This is a genomic window from Rhodococcus sp. UNC363MFTsu5.1 (assembly GCF_000686785.1).
Classification (GTDB): domain Bacteria; phylum Actinomycetota; class Actinomycetes; order Mycobacteriales; family Mycobacteriaceae; genus Rhodococcus_G; species Rhodococcus_G maanshanensis.
Genome location: NZ_KK366016.1, coordinates 119,291 through 138,620 on the forward strand (window position 1 = coordinate 119,291; position 19,330 = coordinate 138,620).

Annotated in this window: 19 protein-coding genes; 12 read left to right on the forward strand and 7 right to left on the reverse strand. The window is 70.0% G+C overall.

The window, feature by feature from the left end; all coding sequences use genetic code 11:
• The 4 genes from BR31_RS30350 to BR31_RS0126725 form a co-directional block, all read left to right on the forward strand.
• Positions 1-1,784: acyl-CoA dehydrogenase family protein (locus BR31_RS30350; RefSeq protein ID WP_037178504.1), on the forward strand; the 1,784-nt coding region annotated here is incomplete at its 5' end.
• Between the two features lie 8 nt (positions 1,785-1,792).
• On the forward strand, positions 1,793-2,998 hold the full coding sequence (locus BR31_RS0126715; RefSeq protein WP_027503623.1) for a lipid-transfer protein: 1,206 nt from the start codon (positions 1,793-1,795) through the stop codon (positions 2,996-2,998).
• Between the two features lie 5 nt (positions 2,999-3,003).
• Entirely contained in the window at positions 3,004-3,873 is an 870-nt protein-coding gene (locus BR31_RS0126720) for a MaoC/PaaZ C-terminal domain-containing protein (protein ID WP_027503624.1), read from the forward strand.
• The gene (locus BR31_RS0126725) at positions 3,873-4,520 is read left to right on the forward strand and encodes a PaaI family thioesterase (RefSeq protein ID WP_027503625.1); all 648 of its coding nucleotides are present in this window, start codon (positions 3,873-3,875) and stop codon (positions 4,518-4,520) included. The genes BR31_RS0126720 and BR31_RS0126725 overlap by 1 nt, the downstream gene beginning before the upstream one ends.
• Before the next feature lie 72 nt (positions 4,521-4,592).
• Here the strand turns inward: BR31_RS0126725 and BR31_RS0126730 are convergent, their stop codons facing one another.
• Both BR31_RS0126730 and BR31_RS0126735 read right to left on the reverse strand, forming a co-directional pair.
• On the reverse strand, positions 4,593-5,198 hold the full coding sequence (locus tag BR31_RS0126730) for a hypothetical protein (protein ID WP_156042641.1): 606 nt from the start codon (positions 5,196-5,198) through the stop codon (positions 4,593-4,595).
• A 125-nt stretch (positions 5,199-5,323) separates the two neighbouring features.
• Complete coding sequence (locus BR31_RS0126735) at positions 5,324-8,158, reverse strand: FAD-binding and (Fe-S)-binding domain-containing protein (protein ID WP_051637779.1); 2,835 nt, start codon at positions 8,156-8,158, stop codon at positions 5,324-5,326.
• A 227-nt stretch (positions 8,159-8,385) separates the two neighbouring features.
• On the opposite strand from BR31_RS0126735, the gene BR31_RS0126740 reads away from it, so the two are divergent.
• Positions 8,386-8,820, forward strand: coding sequence for a hypothetical protein (locus tag BR31_RS0126740; protein ID WP_027503628.1), 435 nt, complete (start codon positions 8,386-8,388; stop codon positions 8,818-8,820).
• A 289-nt stretch (positions 8,821-9,109) separates the two neighbouring features.
• A complete protein-coding gene (locus BR31_RS0126745; protein WP_027503629.1) occupies positions 9,110-9,544 on the forward strand; it encodes a hypothetical protein in 435 nt (144 codons plus the stop codon).
• A 36-nt stretch (positions 9,545-9,580) separates the two neighbouring features.
• Here the strand turns inward: BR31_RS0126745 and BR31_RS0126750 are convergent, their stop codons facing one another.
• Together BR31_RS0126750 and BR31_RS0126755 are read right to left on the reverse strand one after the other, a co-directional pair.
• Entirely contained in the window at positions 9,581-10,033 is a 453-nt protein-coding gene (locus tag BR31_RS0126750; RefSeq protein WP_051637780.1) for a nuclear transport factor 2 family protein, read from the reverse strand.
• A 99-nt stretch (positions 10,034-10,132) separates the two neighbouring features.
• Positions 10,133-11,788, reverse strand: a complete 1,656-nt coding sequence (locus BR31_RS0126755; RefSeq protein ID WP_027503631.1) for a steroid-24-oyl-CoA synthetase — start codon at positions 11,786-11,788, stop codon at positions 10,133-10,135.
• A 148-nt stretch (positions 11,789-11,936) separates the two neighbouring features.
• Between BR31_RS0126755 and BR31_RS30355 the strand changes: the two genes are divergently transcribed.
• The 4 genes from BR31_RS30355 (at position 11,937) to BR31_RS0126775 (ending at position 16,609) form a co-directional block, all read left to right on the forward strand.
• A complete protein-coding gene (locus tag BR31_RS30355) occupies positions 11,937-13,157 on the forward strand; it encodes an NADH:flavin oxidoreductase (RefSeq protein WP_051637771.1) in 1,221 nt (406 codons plus the stop codon).
• Positions 13,158-13,234: 77 nt separating this feature from the next.
• Complete coding sequence (locus BR31_RS0126765; RefSeq protein WP_037178578.1) at positions 13,235-14,878, forward strand: steroid-22-oyl-CoA synthetase; 1,644 nt, start codon at positions 13,235-13,237, stop codon at positions 14,876-14,878.
• A gap of 10 nt (positions 14,879-14,888) precedes the next feature.
• Positions 14,889-15,707 carry an SDR family NAD(P)-dependent oxidoreductase gene (locus tag BR31_RS0126770; protein WP_037178579.1) on the forward strand — a complete coding sequence of 273 codons (819 nt, stop codon included), beginning with the start codon at positions 14,889-14,891 and terminating at the stop codon, positions 15,705-15,707.
• 20 nt (positions 15,708-15,727) lie between these two features.
• Complete coding sequence (locus tag BR31_RS0126775; RefSeq protein WP_027503634.1) at positions 15,728-16,609, forward strand: LLM class F420-dependent oxidoreductase; 882 nt, start codon at positions 15,728-15,730, stop codon at positions 16,607-16,609.
• 29 nt (positions 16,610-16,638) lie between these two features.
• Here BR31_RS0126775 and BR31_RS30360 read toward each other — a convergent pair whose 3' ends face one another.
• Together BR31_RS30360 and BR31_RS0126785 are read right to left on the reverse strand one after the other, a co-directional pair.
• Positions 16,639-17,052 (reverse strand): DnaJ family domain-containing protein, encoded by a 414-nt coding sequence (locus BR31_RS30360; RefSeq protein ID WP_037178529.1) that lies wholly within the window; start codon positions 17,050-17,052, stop codon positions 16,639-16,641.
• 67 nt (positions 17,053-17,119) lie between these two features.
• Positions 17,120-17,680, reverse strand: a complete 561-nt coding sequence (locus tag BR31_RS0126785; RefSeq protein WP_027503635.1) for a helix-turn-helix domain-containing protein — start codon at positions 17,678-17,680, stop codon at positions 17,120-17,122.
• Between the two features lie 66 nt (positions 17,681-17,746).
• Here BR31_RS0126785 and BR31_RS0126790 point away from each other — a divergent pair, with 66 nt between their 5' ends.
• Both BR31_RS0126790 and BR31_RS0126795 read left to right on the forward strand, forming a co-directional pair.
• On the forward strand, positions 17,747-18,424 hold the full coding sequence (locus tag BR31_RS0126790; protein WP_027503636.1) for an AzlC family ABC transporter permease: 678 nt from the start codon (positions 17,747-17,749) through the stop codon (positions 18,422-18,424).
• Between the two features lie 17 nt (positions 18,425-18,441).
• The gene (locus tag BR31_RS0126795) at positions 18,442-18,744 is read left to right on the forward strand and encodes an AzlD domain-containing protein (protein ID WP_037178581.1); all 303 of its coding nucleotides are present in this window, start codon (positions 18,442-18,444) and stop codon (positions 18,742-18,744) included.
• Positions 18,745-18,808: 64 nt separating this feature from the next.
• On the opposite strand, the gene BR31_RS0126800 is transcribed toward BR31_RS0126795, so the two are convergent.
• Positions 18,809-19,267: a nuclear transport factor 2 family protein gene (locus tag BR31_RS0126800; RefSeq protein WP_027503638.1), complete on the reverse strand. Its 459-nt coding sequence runs from the start codon at positions 19,265-19,267 to the stop codon at positions 18,809-18,811.
• Positions 19,268-19,330 lie beyond the last annotated feature (63 nt).

Sequence of the window (19,330 nt, forward strand, 5' to 3'; positions counted from 1 at the left end):
TGTCGGGCACGTCGAGCCATGTCCTCGGCGGCCAGGTGGGCGACGTGTTCCTGCTCGCCGCCACCGACACCACCGGCGGCCTCGTGTTCGTGCTCGTCGACCGCGACCGTCTCGAGGTGACCGACCTCCCCAGCCACGATGTGGTGCGCCGCAACGCCGAGATCACCGTCGACGGCCTCGAACTCGCCGACGGTGATGTGCTGGAACTGGATTCGCGGCGCGTCCGCGACATCGCGGCGACGCTGTTTGCGGCCGAGGCCGCCGGTCTCGCGGACTGGGCCACCACGTCCGCCGCCGATTACGCGCGGGTGCGTCAGCAGTTCGGTCGGGTGATCGGCCAGTTCCAGGGCGTCAAACACAAGGCCGCCCGCATGCTCGCCCAGGCCGAGCAGGCCCGCGTCACCGCGTGGGACGCCGCCCGTGCGCTGGGCGAGGACGTCGACGCGGCCGAGGCCTCGCTGGCCGCGGCCGTCGCAGGCGCGGTGGCACCGGAGGCGGCGTTCCAGGTCACCAAGGACTGCATCCAGATCCTCGGCGGCATCGGCTACACGTGGGAGCACGACGCGCACCTGTACCTGCGCCGCGCGCAGTCGCTGCGGATCCTGCTGGGGTCGACGGCGTCGTGGAAGCGTCGGGTCGCACAGCTGACGGTCGAGGGTGCCCGCCGTGTCCTGAGCGTGGAGCTGCCGCCGGAGGCGGAGCAGATACGCGCCGACGTCCGCGCCGAGCTCGCCCCGGCCACCATTCTCGCGGGCGCCGAGCGCAAGGCGTACCTCGCCGAGAAGGGTTACACCTCACCGCATCTGCCCGCTCCGTGGGGCAAGAGCGCCGATGCCGTCACCCAGCTCGTGATCGCCGAGGAACTCCGCGGCGCCGACCTGGTGCCGCACGACATGATCATCGGCAACTGGGTGATCCCGACGCTGATCGCGCACGGCAACGCCGAGCAGATCGAGCGGCTCGTTCCGCCGTCGCTGCGCGGTGACATCGTGTGGTGTCAGTTGTTCTCGGAGCCGGGCGCGGGTTCCGACCTGGCCGGTCTGGCGACCAAGGCCACCAAGGTCGACGGAGGATGGAAGCTCACCGGCCAGAAGGTGTGGACCTCGATGGCCCGCGAGGCCGACTGGGGCATCTGCCTGGCCCGCACCGACGCCGACGTCCCCAAGCACAAGGGCCTGTCCTACTTCCTGATCGACATCAAGGGCAGCGGCCTCGACATCCGCCCGCTGCGCGAGATCACCGGCGAGGCCCTGTTCAACGAGGTGTTCTTCGACGACGTCTTCGTCCCCGACGAATGCCTGGTCGGCGAGCCCGGCGACGGCTGGAAGCTGGCCCGCACCACCCTCGCCAACGAACGGGTGTCCCTGTCGAACGACTCCTCCCTCGGCTCGGGTGGCGAGGCGCTGCTCGACCTGGCCGCCGAGATCCCGGGTGGGCTCGATGCCGAACAGATGACCGTTCTCGGCAAGGTGCTGTGCGACGCGCAGTCCGGTGGCCTGATGGGCCTGCGCACCACCCTGCGCTCCCTCACCGGCGCCCAGCCCGGCGCCGAATCGTCCATCGCGAAACTGCTCGGCGTCGAGCACATCCAACAGGTGTGGGAGGTCGCGATGGACTGGGCAGGCCCACGAGCCCTGCTCGGCGAGCAGGACCGGATGTCGAGCACGCAGATGTTCCTGAACTCGCAGTGCATGTCCATTGCGGGTGGTACCACCAATGTGCAGCTGAACATCATCGGCGAGCGAATCCTGGGTCTCCCCCGAGACCCCGAGCCCGGAAAGTAGCAACAGTTATGAATCGCACCTTCGTTGTCGGCGTCGGCATGACCAAGTTCGAGAAGATCGAGAGCCGCGACTGGGAGTACCCGGACATGGTGTCCGAGGCCGTTGGCGCCGCACTCGCGGACGCGGGCGTCTCGTACGACCAGGTGCAGCGCGCCGCGGTCGGCTACGTCTTCCAGCCGTCGTGCGCCGGCCAGCGGGCGCTGTACGAGACGGGGCTGACCGGAATCCCGATCGTCAACGTCCACAACAACTGCGCCACCGGCTCGAATGCGCTCATGATGGCGCGCGAGTGGGTGCAGGGCGGCATCGTCGACGTCGCGCTCGCAGTCGGTTTCGAGAAGATGACCAAGAAGTCGCTCGTCGGCGACGGCACCGTGCCGAAGGTCTCCACGCTCGACGATCACCTGAAGATCATGACGGCCAAGCACGAGTGGGGCCGCGGTCCCATGACGGCGCAGCTGTTCGGCAACGCCGCGCTCGAGCACATGGAGCGCTACGGCACCACCGTCGAGCAGATCGCGTCCGTGGCGGTGAAGAACCACAAGCACTCCGTGAACAACCCGTACGCACAGTTCCGCGACGAGTACACGCTCCAGCAGGTACTGGACGACAAGATGATCCATGCGCCGCTCACCCGCTCGCAGTGCTCGCCCACCTCGGACGGTGCGGGCGCCGCGATCGTCGTCAGCGAGCGCTTCGTGCGTGAGCACGGCCTCGAGGACCAGGCGATCGAGATCGTGGCGCAGGCGCTCACCACGGACACCGCGGAGGCGTTCGCCGAAAGGTCGATGATCGACGTGGTCGGCGCCCCGATGACGCGGGCCGCGGCCGAGCAGGTGTTCGCCGAGTCCGGTCTCACCATCGAGGACGTCGACGTCATCGAACTGCACGACTGCTTCGCGATCAACGAGATCATCACGTACGAGGGCCTCGGCCTGTGTGGTGCGGGCGAGGGCGGCAAGCTCGTCGAGTCCGGCGCCACCACGTACGGCGGCCAGTGGGTGGTCAACCCGTCCGGTGGTCTGATCTCGAAGGGGCATCCGCTGGGTGCCACCGGCCTGGCGCAGTGCGCCGAGCTGACCTGGCAGCTGCGCGGCAAGGCGGATGCCCGCCAGGTCGACGGCGCCCGGGTGGGCCTGCAGCACAACCTCGGTCTCGGTGGCGCGTGCGTGGTCACGCTGTACCGGGCCGGGACCATCTCGAAGGAGTCGTAGTCAGCATGCCGATCGATGTGGCGGCCGCGCTGGCCGCCGAACCCACCGTCCGCGAGGCCAACTGGACCGAGCGTGACGTGTTGCTCTACCACCTGGGCCTGGGTGCCGGCGTGAACTCGCTGGATCCGGCCGAGCTCGGCTGGGTCTACGAGAAGGGCCTGCGGGTCCTGCCGACGTTCGCAATGGTCGCGGGCCAGGGCATCTCGGCAGGCAACCTGAGGCCTGCCGGGATGAACATGCCGGGCATCGACATCGATCTTCGGAAGATCCTGCACGGTGGTCAGTCGCTGACGCTGCACGCTCCCATCCCGACGTCGGGCGCGGCGCGGGTCTCCTCGCGTGTCGCCGACGTGTGGGACAAGGGCAAGGCCGCGGTCGTCGTGCTCGAACAGTCCGCCACCGATCTGGACGGAAACCCGTTGTGGACCACGAGAATGCAGATCTGGGCTCGCGGTGAGGGCGGATTCGGCGGCAACGCAGGACCCGAGGTCACCACCGCGGTACCCGAGCGCGCGGCCGACCGGGTACTGGTCTCGCCGACCAGCACGCAGCAGGCCCTCGTGTACCGCCTCAGCGCGGACATGAACCCGCTGCACGCCGACCCGGCGTTCGCGCGGATGGCCGGCTTCGACCGGCCCATCCTGCACGGGCTCGCCTCGTACGGCATGGTCTGCAAGGCGATCGTCGACGGCGTCCTCGGCGGCGATCCCGCCCGGGTGCGGAGCTACTCGGTCCGGTTTGCCGGCTCGATCTACCCGGGTGAGACGATCGAGACCTCCGTCTGGCAGGACGGAGACCGGTTGACGCTGCTCGCGACCTGCCCCGAACGCGACGGAGGGCCGGTCCTCACCCACGCGACGATGGAGATCAACTGATGGACGCCGGTAATCACCCCACCGTCGAAAGTCATTCCGACGGTACGGTCCTGACGTCCGCGCCGCAGGACACCCCGGTGGACCGGGCCACTGCGGCGGCCCGGCGGGTGCTGGAGGCCCTGCTGCTGACCGATCGGGCCAACGCCAACCTCGAGCGGGTGGCCGAGGAGCTCAACGGTATCGCCGAACACCTCGAGCAGCACGCGCCCGAGGTCAGGGAGCGGATGGTGGACATGTGGAGCGGCGAGGGCGTGACCCGGCACGACCCGGTGACCGGGCCGGAGAACGCGATCGCCCCGCCGCTGGTGCTCGCCGGCATGGCGGACGGCTCGGTGCGGGGCGAGGTGACTTTGACGATCCCGTACCAGGGCCCACCCGGCTGCGTGCACGGCGGCGTGTCCGCACTGCTGCTCGACCACACGCTCGGCGTCGCCAACGCCTGGGCGGGCAAGGACGGCATGACCGCGCAGCTGAACGTGCGCTACCACCGCCCCACCCCGCTGTTCCGGCCGCTGACGGTGCAGGGGCGCCAGGAATCGGTCGACGGCCGCAAGATCCACACCGTCGGGAGCATCACCGCCGACGGCGAGGTGTGCGTGTCCGTCGAGGGCCTGTTCATCGACAAGAAGGTGCCGCGACCGCGGTAGTCGGCGGCGCCGCCCGTGAGTCCTTTTGGCCCCGCAGCGGACCGGAAGGACTCACGGGCGCCGAAGGCGCAATTAGCTGCCGGAGAGGCTGCCTGCGTCGATGCCGAGCAGGGTCAGGACCGCATTCGGCGCGCCCGGGGTGCCGAGGACCGTGCTGCCGAGTCCGAGCGCGGAGGAGCCGAGAGCGATCGGCGAGCCGACCAGGACGGGCTTGTAATCGAAGGCCGGCTTGCCCAGGTTGGTCGGGTTGATGCACACACCGAGCGCGACGTAGATGCCCGCTGGGAGACCGTTGACATGGTACGTCTTGCCCCGAGCCAGCGCGTTGGTCACGTCGAGCGACGGACCCCACTGGAACAGCGCCGGGTCGATCTGATCCAGCGGCGGGAGCTGGCCGCTCACCACGCCGGGCAGCAGCGGGATCGCCTTCTCGGCGTTCAGCAGCGCGGTCGTGCACACGGTGAGCAGGTGGTCGAGGCCGGCGTGCGGGTCCTGCAGGTTGATCGTGAGGTTGCTGCCGTCGAGGGTGGTGGTCATCGTCGGCTTCTGCACGGTGGGAGCGGCGGAGGCCGTTGCCGGCATCGCCAGCATGGTCACCGCCACGGCCGCGGTGGCCACCGCCCCGGCCAGCGTCCGCATCCGGCGGCCCCGTGATCTCGTCGTCGCTTCGTTGCCCATCTGCCCCATCCCTTCCGAGCGGAACCGCTCGATCAACCCGAGTCACGCACAACGCGGGTGAGGCTAGCGACGCGGACCGGTCCAGTCACAGAAATCTCCAGGACTGTGCCGATTCGACGCCGGAATCAGTCGATGCCGGGTTCGAGCGCGCCGGCCAGCAGCTGCGCCAAGTGCACGCCCGACCTGCCTGCCAGCTGTTCCGCTTGGGTGCGGCAGGAAAAACCGTCCGCGAGCAGCGCCGTGTCCGGGTCCGCCGCCCGCAGGGCGGGGAGCAGACCGTGCTCGGCCACCGCGACGGACACCTCGTAGTGCCCCTTCTCCATGCCGAAGTTCCCGGCCAGGCCGCAGCACCCGGCGACCTCCCGCACCTCGGCACCCGCCCGAGCCAGCAGCGCTCGATCGACCGCGAAGCTCATCACCGCGTGCTGGTGGCAGTGCGGCTGCGCGACGATCCGGACCCCGTCGAGGCCGGGCGGCGACCACGGGTTGCCTTCGGCATCGGTTGCGGTGGTGAGGAATTCGGCCAGGGTATGTGTGGACGCGGCGACGAGTGCCGATCGGGGATCGTCCGGGAGCAGCTGCAGCAGGTCGGACCGCAGCACCGCGGTGCACGACGGCTCGAGGCCGATGATGGGGCGACCCGCCTCGAGGTGTGGCTGCAACTGGTCCAGCGTGCCGAGCAATTGTCTTCGGGCGCCGTCCAATTGGCCGGTGCTGATCCACGTGAGCCCGCAGCAGGCCGACCGTCGGGTGATCAGCACCCGATAGCCGGCGTCCTCGAGCAGGGCGACCGCCGCCCGACCCACCGCGGGGGAGAAGGCCTCGGTGAAGGTGTCGATCCACAACAGCACCTCGCGGCCGGATCCCGCGGGCGCGGGCCGTCGCCGCCACCAGCGCCGGAAACTCTGGTCGGCGAACCGGGGGACCTCGCGCCGCGGGTCGAGGCCGGACATCCGCAGGCCGGTCCGGCGCAGCGGACCGATTGCGCTCGCCGCGTTGACGATCGACGGCAGCCGCCCGCCGATCCGCGACCACCGCGGCAGCATCCCGAGCACGTAGTGGGTGCGGGGGCGCGGCCGGCGCCGATACCGCCGATACAGCACCTCCGACTTGTACGCGGCCATGTCGACCCCGGCCGGGCAGTCCGAGCCGCAGGCCTTGCAGGACAGGCACAGGTCGAGGGACTCCTCCAGTTCCGGCGAGCCGAAGCCGCCCGTCACCAGCGACCCGTTGATCGTCTCCTGGAGCACCCGGGCACGGCCGCGGGTGCTGTCCTTCTCGTCACCGGTCGCGAGGTACGACGGGCACATGAAACCGCCCGAGCCCGAGGTGTCCGCGCGGCACTTGCCGATACCGACGCAGCGATGGGCCGCCATGCTCAGGTCGCCGCGGTCCTCGGCCAGCGCCAGGCCCCCGGCGAAGGGGACCGGCGGCGCCTGCGCCACCCGCAGGGCGGTGTCCACGGGCGCCGGGTCCACCAGCACGCCCGGGTTTAGGACGTTGCCCGGATCGAAGACCGCCTTGAAGCCGGCGAACGCGGACAGCGCCGATTTCGAGTACATCAGCGGAAGCAGTTCGGAGCGGGCGCGACCGTCGCCGTGCTCGCCGGACAGCGAGCCGCCGTGACCGGCGACAAGAGCGGCGGCGTCGAGGAGGAAGGACCGGAAGCGTTGCGGGGCACCGGCGATGGGCAGGTCCAGTCGCACGTGGACGCAGCCGTCACCGAAGTGCCCGTACAGCAGTCCGTCGACCCCGTGCCTGCCGGTCAGCTCCGCGAAGTCGCGCAGGTAGGCGCCGAGGCGATCCCTGGGGACCGCGGCGTCCTCCCAGCCGGGCCAGGCGGGTTGGCCGTCGACGGTCCGTCCGGCCAGCCCGACGCCGTCCGCGCGAATCCGCCACAGCGCGGCCGATTCCGGGCCGGTCGGCACGATGCGGCTGTCCACGGCGCCGGCGCCGCGGCTGATCTCGGCAGCCCTCGCCACTGCCTCCGCAGGTGTCGAGCCGTCGACCTCGACGAACAGCCAGCCGGCGCCGCGGGGCAGGTCGGGAACCGCGCCCGCGCCCTTGTGCCTGCGGACCACATCGACCAGCCGGGCATCGATGCCCTCGATCGCCAGCGGACGGCCGGTCAGCACCTCGGCGGCGGCGTCCGCGGCTGCCGGCATGTCGGGGTAGCCGAGGACCGCGAGCGCGGTGGCGGCCGGAATCGGCACGAGCCCGACCGTCGCGTCGAGGATCAGGCCACAGGTGCCCTCGGAGCCGACGAGGGCACGGGCGACGTGGTGCCCGCGCTCGGGAAGCAGGTGCTCGAGCCCGTACCCCGACCCCTGTCGCTCGAAGCGGCCCAGTTCGGTGCGGATCACCGCGAGGTTGTCGGCGACCAGACGGTCGAGTCCCGGCGCGGCAGAGAGGTCATCGGCCAGGCGCCGTTCCGCCCCGGTGCCGTCGAGCATCCGGAGGGCATGGACGTTGTCGCCGGTGCGACCCCACGCGACGGCCCGAGGTCCGCAGGCGTTGTTCCCGATCATCCCGCCGAGGGTGCAGCGGTCCTGGGTGGACGGGTCGGGGCCGAACCGCAATCCGTGCGCCGCGGCCGCCCGCTGGAGCGTGCTCAGCACCACCCCCGGCTGTACGACCGCGGTCCGCCGGTCGGGGTCGAGCGCCACGATGCGGTCGAGGTGTCGGCTGAAGTCGAGGACCAGCCCGGACCCGATCGCGTTGCCCGCCACCGAGGTTCCGGCCCCACGAGCGGTCACCGGAAGGCCGTGGGTGCGGCCGACGTCCAGGACCGCGGCCACGTCGTCCTCGGAGCGGGGAAACACCACCACGTCAGGTACGACACGGTAGTTGGAGGCATCGGTGCTGTACTCGGCTCGGCGCCGGGTGCTCGCGTCCACCTCGCCCGCGACCCGCGCCCGCAGCGCGACGAGCGCCGAGGTCAGATCGTCGGTACCGCTGATCTGCGACACGTGCCGATACTACGGCCCCCGAGCGGCCACCTGCCAGTTCCCGGAGACCCGGTCGAATGATCGAGGCAGGCACATTAATTCGATGCACCGTGCTGGGAGTCGAAATCGGAGAAGTCCGTCCAGCGCGCCGAGTGCCATGCAAGATGGCAGCCGCAGCTCTGCTGCTCCCCGTTGTCCAGGACCCAGAGCCCGGGCAACCCGACACGAAAGGTCATGCAGTGAGGACATCCCGCAAGAGCATCGCCCGTGCCGGCGCCGTCACCGGATTAGCCGCCGTCGCCCTGCTCGCGAACCCCGCGCTCGGTTCCGCCGCGGTCGCAGGTACCGCCGCCGTGCACACCGAGGGCCAGAGGGTCGTCGTGGATTTCGCCGGCATCAGCTCGCCGAGCCTGCTGGTGTGCTGGGTTCAGGTGAAAAACCCCATGGGGGACCTCCTGGAGGGTAATCCGGCCCCGCTGACCGGAAACCCGGGCGCGGGCACGTACCGGTCGCCTGCGCTCGCGGACGGGACCTATCGGGTCGAGGCGCTCTGCGCCGACGGGGACGGCCTGACCTTCCTCACTCCCTTCGGTGGGGAGCGGGTCGTTCTCGGCGAGGCTTCGGGCAGCAGCGGTAGCGCCTCGGGCAGTGCGGACTCCCCGTCAGGTAGCTGATCAGTCGCGCCGGCCGCTGCCGCGCGGCGAGCCGCGACTGCAATTCGACCAGCCGGTCGGTGCCGTCGCGGCTGCCGCGCGGTCCGGTTTCGAGCCTCCGGCGCTCTCGTGAGGAAACGGTGTGGTTCAACGAAATCTGTTGTTAAACAGTATATCTGGACGATTTGGACGAAAAGGTCCGATCGTTCGAGAACGAGGCATCGGATGGCGTGGCGAGGTGCATGATGTCAGCTGTCATGCCTGCTCGTGCTCCATCGGAACAGGCCCCTCGTCAATAAATGGACACACTGTGAAGACATCCCGCAAGAGCATTGCCCGCGTCGGTGCCGTCGTCGGATTCGCCGCTCTGGCCCTGTCCGTCAATCCCGCGCTCGGTTCCGCAACGGTGGCCGGTTACCTGCACGCATGGACGATGCCTAACGGCACCATCAAGGTGGAGCTCACCGAAGTCAGTTCTCCGACGCTGGTCGGATGCCATGTCGACGTGACCGAGCTCCTCGGAAGGTATTCGACCCGTGGCGAGGTGGTGGTGACCGGAAGCCCGGGCGTCGGCACGTACATCTCGCCGGTGCTCAACGGGGACTGGAAGTACAACGTCAGCGCGACCTGCGTCGATGCGGACGGTGCGACGGAACTCGCTGCCAGCCCGGACACCCCTCGGATGGGTTCTGCTGATTCGGTCGGCATGTATGTGGAGTCCGTCGGATCTCTGTTCGGCAGCTGATCGCCCGCCGAGCGTGCCGCATGGTCCCGGGGTCCGCTACCGCGCGGCCAGCCGCGACTGCAGTTCGGCCAGCGGGTCGGTGCCGTCGCGGCGGCCGCGCGGGCCTGCGGCCTCCGGCGTGATCATGCGGCCCTCGTCCGAGCGGGTCCACTCGCGCACGGCCCAGCGCTCCGTGATGGCCCAGCGACCCTCGCGCCGCTCCATCAGGTCGACGTAGCGTGACCCGCTGGTGAAGTCTCCGAAGTCGGGATGGCCCCAATGGGTCGCCGCAAAGTAGGACTCGCTGATCGCGCGGTCGCCGTGCAACTCGACGAGATGGTTGCCGATGGTGTGCATGGTGCCGCCGAACAGTGCGAGCTTCGGGCGCACCCAGGCGATGAACTCCTCGACCCCGCCGTCGAAACCGGTGTGGTGGTCGACGCCGTCCGGGTGGTAGGCGCCCCGCACCAGGTCGAAATCGAGTCGGTCGATGCCGCGGCAGTAGCGCATCACCACCTCGTAGATGGCCTGCTTGTCGAGGAGGTCATCGAGGGCCGATGATCCCGACCGGGTGGGTATGGATTCGTCCGTGCCTGTCACGCCATCCTCCTAGGGTTCGATCTTGCCGCGGGCCATCTTGCCGGTCGCGTTGCGCGGCAACGGGTCCGTTGTCAGCCGCCATCGCGTCGGTACCTTGAAATAGGACAGCCGCTCGGCCGCGAACCGGCGCAGCTCGTCCTCGTCGGCGGTGGCGCCCTCGGCGAGGACCACCACCGCGGCGACCTCCTGCCCGAGATCGGGGTGCGGCGCCCCGACCACCGCGCACTCGACGACATCGGGGTGCTCGTCGAGGGTCTGCTCGATCTCGGTGGGGTAGATGTTCTCGCCGCCGCGCAGGATCAGGTCGGAGCGCCGTCCGGTCAGCCGCAGCCTGCCGTCCTCGATCTTGCCGAAATCGCCTGTGCGCAACCAACGGTCGTCGGTGATCGCGGCGGCGGTGGCCTCGGGGTTCTCCCAGTAGCCGAGCATCACGAAGGGGCTGCGCACGCAGACCTCGCCCTCCACGCCGTCGGGCAGGCGCGTCCCGAGCGGATCCCGGATCTCCAGCGCGACCGTGATGATGGGGCGGCCAAGGGTGCCGGGGAACTGTTCGATGTCTATCGGGGTGGCGACGGCGATGGCCGTGCTGCACTCGGTGAGGCCGTAGCTGTCCACCAGGGCGTCGCGGGCGAACGGAACCTCGCGGCTCAGCCGCTCCTTGAACGCCACGGACGACGGCGCTGACGCCAGCGAGAACGAGGTCATGGACGAGGTGTCGTACTTGCGCACGTTCCCGTGGTCGATGAGCCGAGATGCCATGGTGGGCACGGCTCCCCAGTTGGTGACCTTCTCGCGCTCGATCATGCCGAGCACCCGGTCGGCGTCGAACGAGCCCTGGTACATGATCACGGCGCTGCCGGTGGCGAGTCGGGGGACCGCCAGGTTGTGCAGGCTGGCGATGTGGAACAGCGGTGACGTCAACAGGTAGCGGAGGTCGCTCGGCTCCCGGTATTCCTTGCCCGCGAAGGCCGCTGCCAGCGCGTCGCCGAACCGGTGATAGTCGACAACCGCCAGCAGGTTTCGCTGGGAATGCAAGGCACCCTTCGGTTTTCCGCTGGTTCCGCTCGTGTACAGGAGCACAGCCGGGTCGTCCTCGGTGACGTCGGTCCTTGGCAGTTCCGCGTCGGGGTGCGCGGCGATCAGCCGGGGCAGGTCCGTCTCCATGGTGATCACCGGGATGTCGGTGTCGACCTCGGTCATCAACGTGGCCCGCTTCGCGTCCACGATCAGTGCCTTGGGGGTGGAGAGCCGCAGCCCGTACTCGATCTCCCTCGGCACCCACCACGCGTTGAGCCCGACGGTGATGGCGCCGAGGGTCTGCGTGGCCCAGAAGGCGACCACCCACTCGATGGTGTTGGCGGCGAGAATCGCGACCCGGTCGCCTCTGCCGATTCCGTATTCGTCGCGCAGGGCCACGGCCAGCGACGCGACCGCGGCGGCGTGCTCGGCGAACGACATCCGGCGGTCCTCGGTGACCAGGTAGTCGCGGTCGCCGTAGGCGGCCGACGCGGACACCAGCTCGCCCACGGCCCAGCCCCGATTGACCATCACCGGCATCCGCGTGCCGAGCACCTCTTCCTCCGCGATCTCGAACGGTCCGCCGGGGCCCGTCAGCCGGGCCATGACGGCGGCGAGAAATTCCTGGGGATCGGTGGCAGTGGTCATCGAAGGTGCCTTTCTGCAGCTATTGAACTGCACGGAACATCTCACGGGAAGGGGTGGGTCCGAAGCGCATTTCCACTGACCGGGACTTCGGTCGTCGACCGAGAAGGGCCTGGATAGCGTCGGGGAACATCGCTGCACGAGGAGTGTCATGACCACCGATCTCGGTTCGCCCAAGATTTCCGCCCCGGATCCGCTCGCGCCCGCCAAGCTGGGCCCGCTGACGCTGCGCAACCGCGTCATCAAGGCCGCGACCTTCGAGGGCCTCACCCCCAAGGGCTTGGTCACCGACCAGCTGATCGACTTCCACCGCCGCCCGGCCGCGGGCGGCGTGGGGATGACGACGGTCGCGTACTGCGCGGTCGCCCCGGACGGACGCACCTCACCCGGCCAGATCCAGTGGACCGACGAGACGATGCCTGGCCTGCGCAGGCTCACCGACGCCGTGCACGCCGAGGGCGCGGCGGTGTCCGCGCAGATCGGCCACGCCGGACCCGTCGCGGCCTCGAAGTACATCGGCCACCCCGCGCTCGGGCCCTCGCGTCAGTTCCGGATGACCACTCAGAACTTCTCCAAGCCGGCGACCAAGGCGGACATCGCCCGGATCACCGAGGGACACGCCAACGCGGCCCGCCGCGCGGTGGAGGCCGGGTTCGACGCCGTCGAGATCCACTTCGGCCACAACTACCTGATCAGTTCCTTCCTCAGCCCGAAGGTCAACAAGCGCAAGGACGAGTACGGCGGGTCGCTGAAGAACCGGGCCCGGTTCGCGCTGGAGACGGCCCGCGCGGTGCGCGACGCCGTCGGCGACAAGATCGCCATCCTCGCGAAGCTCAACATGGACGACGGTGCGCCAGGCGGCTTCTGGCTGGACGAGTCGATCCGGGTGGCGAAGTGGCTGGAGGCGGACGGCTCCCTCGACGCCCTCGAGCTGACCGCGGGCAGCTCGCTGCTGAACCCGATGTACCTGTTCAAGGGCGACGCGCCGCTGCGCGAGTTCGCCGCCGTCATGCCGCAGCCGACCAAGCTCGGCATCCAGCTGGTCGGCAAGCACTTCCTCAAGGAGTACCCGTACACGGACGGCTACCTGCTCGAGGACGCCAAGCAGTTCCGTTCGCAGCTGACGATGCCGCTGGTGCTGCTCGGTGGCGTGACCAACAAGGCGGTGATGGACGAGGCGATGGCCGAGGGATTCCAGTTCGTCGCTGTCGGCCGCGCGCTGCTGCGCGACCCGGAGATGGTGAACAGGATCCGCGAGGACGAGGACACCAAGTCGCTGTGCAATCACTGCAACAAATGCATGTGTGCCATCTACGGTGGCACCCACTGCGTGCTGAACCCGAAGCCCGCGAACCCCCCGGTGCCCGCGTGACGAGAGCGGCAACCGATGCTGTGAGTACAGAGGTACCGAGTACAGGAGTCGAGTTGGAACGCGCCACGATCGCCGAGATGCTGCTGGACCGGCTGGGCGACGCGCACCTGGGCGTGCGCACCCACGAGCGGGACTGGACCTGGGACGAGACCGTTCGCGAGAGCGCGGCCCGCGGCGCCATGGCCGCCGCACTGCGCGTCGACGGCCCGTTCCACATCGGGGTGCTGCTCGAGAACACCCCTGAGTTCCTGTTCTGGCTCGGCGGCGCCGCCATGAGCGGGGCCACGATCGTCGGGATCAACCCGACCCGGCGTGGCGCGGAGCTCGAGGCCGAGGTCCGCTATGTCGACTGCCAGCTCATCGTCACCGACGCGGCGGGCATGGCACAGCTTCGCGGACTCGATCTCGGGCTGGCCGAGGACCGGTTCCTCCTCGTCGACGATCCGGCGTACGCGGAACGCGTTGCGGCGCATCGGGTCGCGAACCCCGTGTCGGCCGCGGCTGTCTCCGAGTCGACGCTGTTCCTGCTGTTGTTCACCTCCGGTACCACCGGCATGTCCAAGGCCGTGCGATGCAGCCAGGGCAGGCTCGCGCGGCTGGCGTACGCGAACACCGCGAAGTACGGGCACGTCCGCGAGGACGTGGACTACTGCTGCATGCCGCTGTTCCACGGCAACGCCCTGATGGCGTTGTGGGCACCCGCGCTGGCCAACGGCGCGACCGTGTGTCTGCCGCGGGCGCGCAAGTTCTCCGCGACCGGGTTCATGCCCGACGTGAAGTTCTTCGGCGCAACGTTCTTCACGTACGTCGGCAAGGCGCTGTCCTACCTGATGGCCACGCCCGAGCGGGCCGACGACATCGACAACGCCCTCGTCCGCGGATTCGGCACCGAGGCGTCTCCGGAGGACAAGTCGGAGTTCGTGCGCCGCTTCGGGGCCGAGCTGTTCGAGGGCTACGGCTCGTCGGAGGGTGCCGGCTCGGTCAAGCTCGACCCGGAGGCGCCCGAGGGCGCGCTCGGCCGGCCGGCACACGACGAGATCGCCGTCGTCGACCCGGACACCCGCGTCGAGTGCGCGCGGGCGAAGCTCGACGAGCACGGTCGCGTCCTCAACCCGGACGAAGCGATCGGCGAGATGATCGACAAGGGCGGCGCCAAGCGCTTCGAGGGCTACTACAAGAACGAACAGGCGATCGCCGACCGGATCAAACACGGTTGGTACTGGACCGGCGACCTCGGCTATATCGACGAGGCCGGGTTCATCTACTTCGCCGGCCGCAAGGGCGACTGGATCCGGGTCGACGGGGAGAACACCTCCGCGCTGATGATCGAGCGGGTCCTGCGCCGGCACCCGAAGGTCATCGCGACCGGCGTGTACGCGGTGCCGGATCCACGCTCGGGTGACCAGGTCATGGCCGCGATCGAGGTCGCCGACCACACCGACTTCGATCCGGCGGAGTTCGCCGAGTTCCTCGGCACCCAGGACGACCTGGGTACCAAGTCGGCGCCGCGATTCGTCCGGGTCTCGACGAACCTGCCGGTGACCGGGTCGAACAAGGTGCTCAAGCGCGAGCTGCAGGCAGAGCTCTGGCGCACCGACGAGCCGGTGTTCCGGTGGGAGAGACGCGGCGGTCCGAGCTACCGGCCGATGTCCGACGACGACAAGCAACGGCTGGAGGCCGAGTTCCGGGCAGCCGGGCGGCAGCGGTTCCTCGGTGTCTGATTCGACGACGATTCGTCGCGTGGCCTTCGTGACCGGCGCGAGCCGGGGGATCGGGCGCGAGATCGCCCTCGCCTTCGCCCGCGACGGATTCGATGTGGCCTTCACGGCACGCACCGTGCGGGAGGGTGACGGTCGGGTCGCTCCGCGCACGCACGGTGACCCGATCCCGGTTCCCGGCAGCCTCGCGACCACCGCTGCCGAGATCGAGGCCCTCGGGGTGCGGGCCATGCCGGTGCCGATGGACCTGCTCGACCTGCACTCGGTGACGGCCGCGGCCGATCGGGTGTTGGAGGAGTGGGGCGGGGTAGACGTGCTGGTCAACAACGCGTACGCGCAGACCGCAGGCAACATGGACCGGATCCTCGACATCGACCTGGCGGACGCCGAGACGATGGTGCGCGGCAACTTCCTGCACCAACTCGCGCTCGTCCAACGACTGCTGCCGCAGATGGTGGCGCGTGGATCGGGAGTGGTGATCGATCTGGTGTCCGGCTCGGCAAGCATGGACCCGCCCGCGGCGCCAGGCGAGGGTGGCTGGGGATTGTCGTACGCGGCGTCGAAGGCCGCGTTCGGCCGGCTCGCGGGCGCCGTGAACGCCGAGTACCGCGACAGCGGGATCCGCGCGTTCAACCTCAGTCCCGGGTTCGTGGTGACCGAGTCGGGTCAGGCGCGGGGTGGTACCGATGCGATAGTGGACAGCGGCTTCGATGCCGTCCCCGCAACGGTGCCCGCCCGTGCCGCGGTGTGGCTGGCGACCGATCCAGGAGCGGACAGGTTCATCGGCAAGGTGGTGTGGGCGCCGAAACTGGTCGACGCCCTGACGGTCTGACAACGACGGAAGGGCGTGACGTGAAGCTCGGTGTGGTCTTCCCGGTGGAACTGGGCATGGCAGGTGATCCGGACAAGGTGCTCGAGTTCGCAAGGGCGGCAGAGTCCCTCGGATTCGACGAGATCTCCGCGGTCGAGCATTCGGTGGTGATCGGCAACACCGACAGCGAGTACCCCTATTCGCCGACCGGCAAGTCGCACCTGCCGGACGACTGCCCGCTGCCCGATCCGCTCGAGTTGCTCTCGTTCGTCGCAGGCGCCACCACCACCCTCGGCCTGGCGACCGGGGTCCTGGTGTTGCCCAACCACAACCCCGTTGTGCTCGCCAAGCGGCTCGCGACGCTCGACCGGTTGTCGGGCGGTCGGCTGCGGATCTGCCTGGGTGTCGGCTGGATGCGTGAGGAGATCGAGGCCTGCGGGGGCCGGTTCGACCGCCGTGGGAAGGTCGCCGACGAGGCGATCGCGGTGATGCGCGCGTTGTGGGCAGGCGGGTCCGAGGGCGTCGACTTCGAGGGCGAGCACTACCGGTTCGAGCGGGCGTACTCGTTCCCGAAGCCCTTCCGCGAGTCCGGTGTGCCGCTGTACATCGGCGGCCACAGCAAGGCCGCCGCGCGGCGGGCGGGGCGGCTGGGCAACGGTTTTCAGCCACTCGGTCTCGGCGGTGCGGACCTCGACGCCGCGGTGGCGCTGATGCGCTCGTCCGCGGTCGAGGCGGGACGCGACCCGTCCGAGGTCGCGCTGGTGCTCGGCCACCTGCTGACGCGGGTGGACGGGTCGAAGATCGACTGGGCGTCCTCGCTCGGGTCGGATCGGATCCTGCTCTCCGCGTCGCGACACGCCACCACCTTCGATGCGGTGCTCGACGAGATGGCCGAGTGCTCGAAGCGGCTGGGCCTGGCCTGAGGGATGCCGGAACCGGGTGGCGGCAGCGGTCACCCGGTGCGGGGGCGGCGGCCGGACCGCCAGCCCGCCACGGCCGCGTCGGCGTCCACCCGGTGTACCGGCACCCGCGGCGCGCTCGGCGCGCGCAGGTAGTCGGCGATGCGGCGGTTCAGTTCCGCGACCACCTCTCGCACCTCGGCCTCCGTCGGCAGGTCCGCGACGGTGTCGGGCAGCCGCTCGACCTCGCGGCGCAGCTGCAGCGCGGGCGGCAACAGGGCCTCGGTGGACAGGCCCTCCGCCCGCAGCTTGTTCTTCACCCACCACAACTCGTCGTCGTCGGCGAGGTGCGGGATGGGCTTGCCTGCGCCGGGCAGGTTGTCGAAGTCGCCGCGTTCCTGGGCGACGCGGATCTGACGCTCCACCCACGACTCGAACGGGATATCCCACGGCTTGCGTTCGGTCATGTCTCCAGGATGCACCGAGTCGGGACGGGTCGGCCCCGGTCGTCGAGCCTGCGGGGCAGAGGGCGTCTCAGGAGTGCTCGGAGATCATCACCGCGCGGGTGCCCGGCTCGAGCGCCTGGAACACGTGGGCGACATCGCCCGGATAGGCGATGTAGTCGCCCGGGCCCAGTTCGACGGGTTCCTGGGTCACTCCGACCAGGGCCCGGCCTGCGCTGAGCACGACGTGCTCGATGACGCCGGGCGGGTGCGGCTGCGATTCGCGCGCGGGGCCGGGTTCGGCCGCGATCCGGTAGACGTCGCGGCGCGCGTTGGGCGGGCAGGACGCGACCAGAGTGGCCTGGTAGTCGGCCCGATCCGAGTGCAGCGCCGGGCCCTCGTCGGCGCGGATCACCTGGACCCGCGGTCGCGGCGGGTCCAGCAGTTGCGAGATCTGGATGTCGAGCGCGGTGCACAGTGCCCACAGCGTCTCCACGCTGGGATTACCCGTGCCCGCCTCGAGCTGGGACAGCGTCGACTTGGCCACCCCGGCGCGCCGGGCCACCTCGGTGAGCGAGAGCCCGGCCCGCTCGCGTTCCTGCCGCAGCGCGGACGCGATCGCGTCCAGCGGTGCCTTCCCCTCCGGTGCCATGCGTTCACTGTATCGGTCGTATCGTTCGACTTGACGAACACTTGACGGGTGTTCATTATAAAAGTCATGCGTTCGACATGGCGAACACTGGATCGCGGGCTCAGGGCAGACATCGCACTGGTGTGTCTCGCCGACGGGATCGTCGGCGTGTCCTACGGCGCCATCGCGGTCGGTCTCGGGTTCGCGCCGTGGCTACCCGTGCTGATGGCCGGGCTCGTCCTCGCAGGCGCCTCGGAATTCCTGTTCGTCGGCATCGTCGCAGCAGGCGGGAGCCCGCTCGCGGCGCTCGCCGCCGGCCTGCTCGTCAACGCGCGGCACCTGCCGTTCGGTCTGGCGGTCGGCGGCGTGACCGGCGGGGGCTGGCGACGGCTGCTGGGCAGCCACATCCTCAACGACGAGAGCGCGGTCTTCGCGCTCGGTCAGGACGACGCGGCGCGCAGACGCGCCGCCTACTGGCTGTGCGGCATCGGGATCCTGGTCTGCTGGCCCCTCGGGGCGCTCATCGGTGCGACCGCGGGCAGTGCCATCGGCGACACCGACGTCCTCGGGCTCGATGCCATGTTCCCCACTGTGCTACTGGCGCTGGTGATTCCGGCTCTGCGCGATCTGGCCACCGCTCGGGCCGCACTGATCGGAGCGGGCGTGGCGCTGGCCGCGACGCCGTTCCTGCCCGCGGGTATCCCGGTGCTGCTGGCGCTCGTGGGGCTCTGCGCCGGCGGCGCGCGAAGGGCGGCGGTCGGGTGAACGTGTCTGCGGTACTGATGGTTTCGGTTCTGGTGTTGGCGGCGGGAACGTTCGCCTTCCGATTCGCAGGCCCCGCGCTGCGGACCAGGGTGGTCGTGCCGGACCGGGTGGAGAAGCTGATGGGCACGGCGGCGGTGGTGTTGCTGGTGGCGGTCGCGGCCACGACGGCGCTGACGCAGGACCACGGCGCGGCCGGCATCGCACGACCGCTGGGCGTGCTGGTCGGCGGGGTGCTGGCCTGGCGCAAGGCGCCCTTCCTCGTGGCCGTGCTGGCCGCCGCGGCGACGGCGGCCGGTCTGCGCCTGCTCGGCGTGCCCTGATCGAGTGTCCCGGGAAGGATCGGCCCCGGAATCCAGGGCTGATCCTTCCCGGACCGAGGGATGGTCAGGCGCCCGGTACCGTCACGGGCCGGTCCTCGGCGAAGTCGACCGTCAGCTCGCGCCGGGCGACCAGCCATCGACCGTCCACCCGCCGGTAGGCGTCCCGGTAGCGGATGGCGAGGCTGTTATCGCGGAACCCGTCCTCGACGCGGTAGATGTGGTGCGCCTGGCAGTAGACCAGGCCGTCGGCGGCGTCGCCGTCCACGGTGAGCACCTGTTGCCCGACCGCGTGATGCGTCGAGTGCAGGTGCCCGACCGCTCCGAGGACCGTCGCGGCGATCTGCTCGGCGCCCGTGACGACGGGGCTCTGACCACGGCGAACGAGCGCGGTGGGCTGGACGAACTCGGCGTCGGGGGTGAACAGCGCGACGAGGGCCGCGGTGTCGCGGCCGTCGACCGCCGCCGCGTACCTTCCGACCAGATCGGCGAGATCGAGTCGGTCGGTGTGGTTTCGAGTGCTCATGCCCCGAGTATGCGACCCCGACTGCGGGTGCGGAGCTCGGCCGAGCCCGCTGAGCGGGAAAAG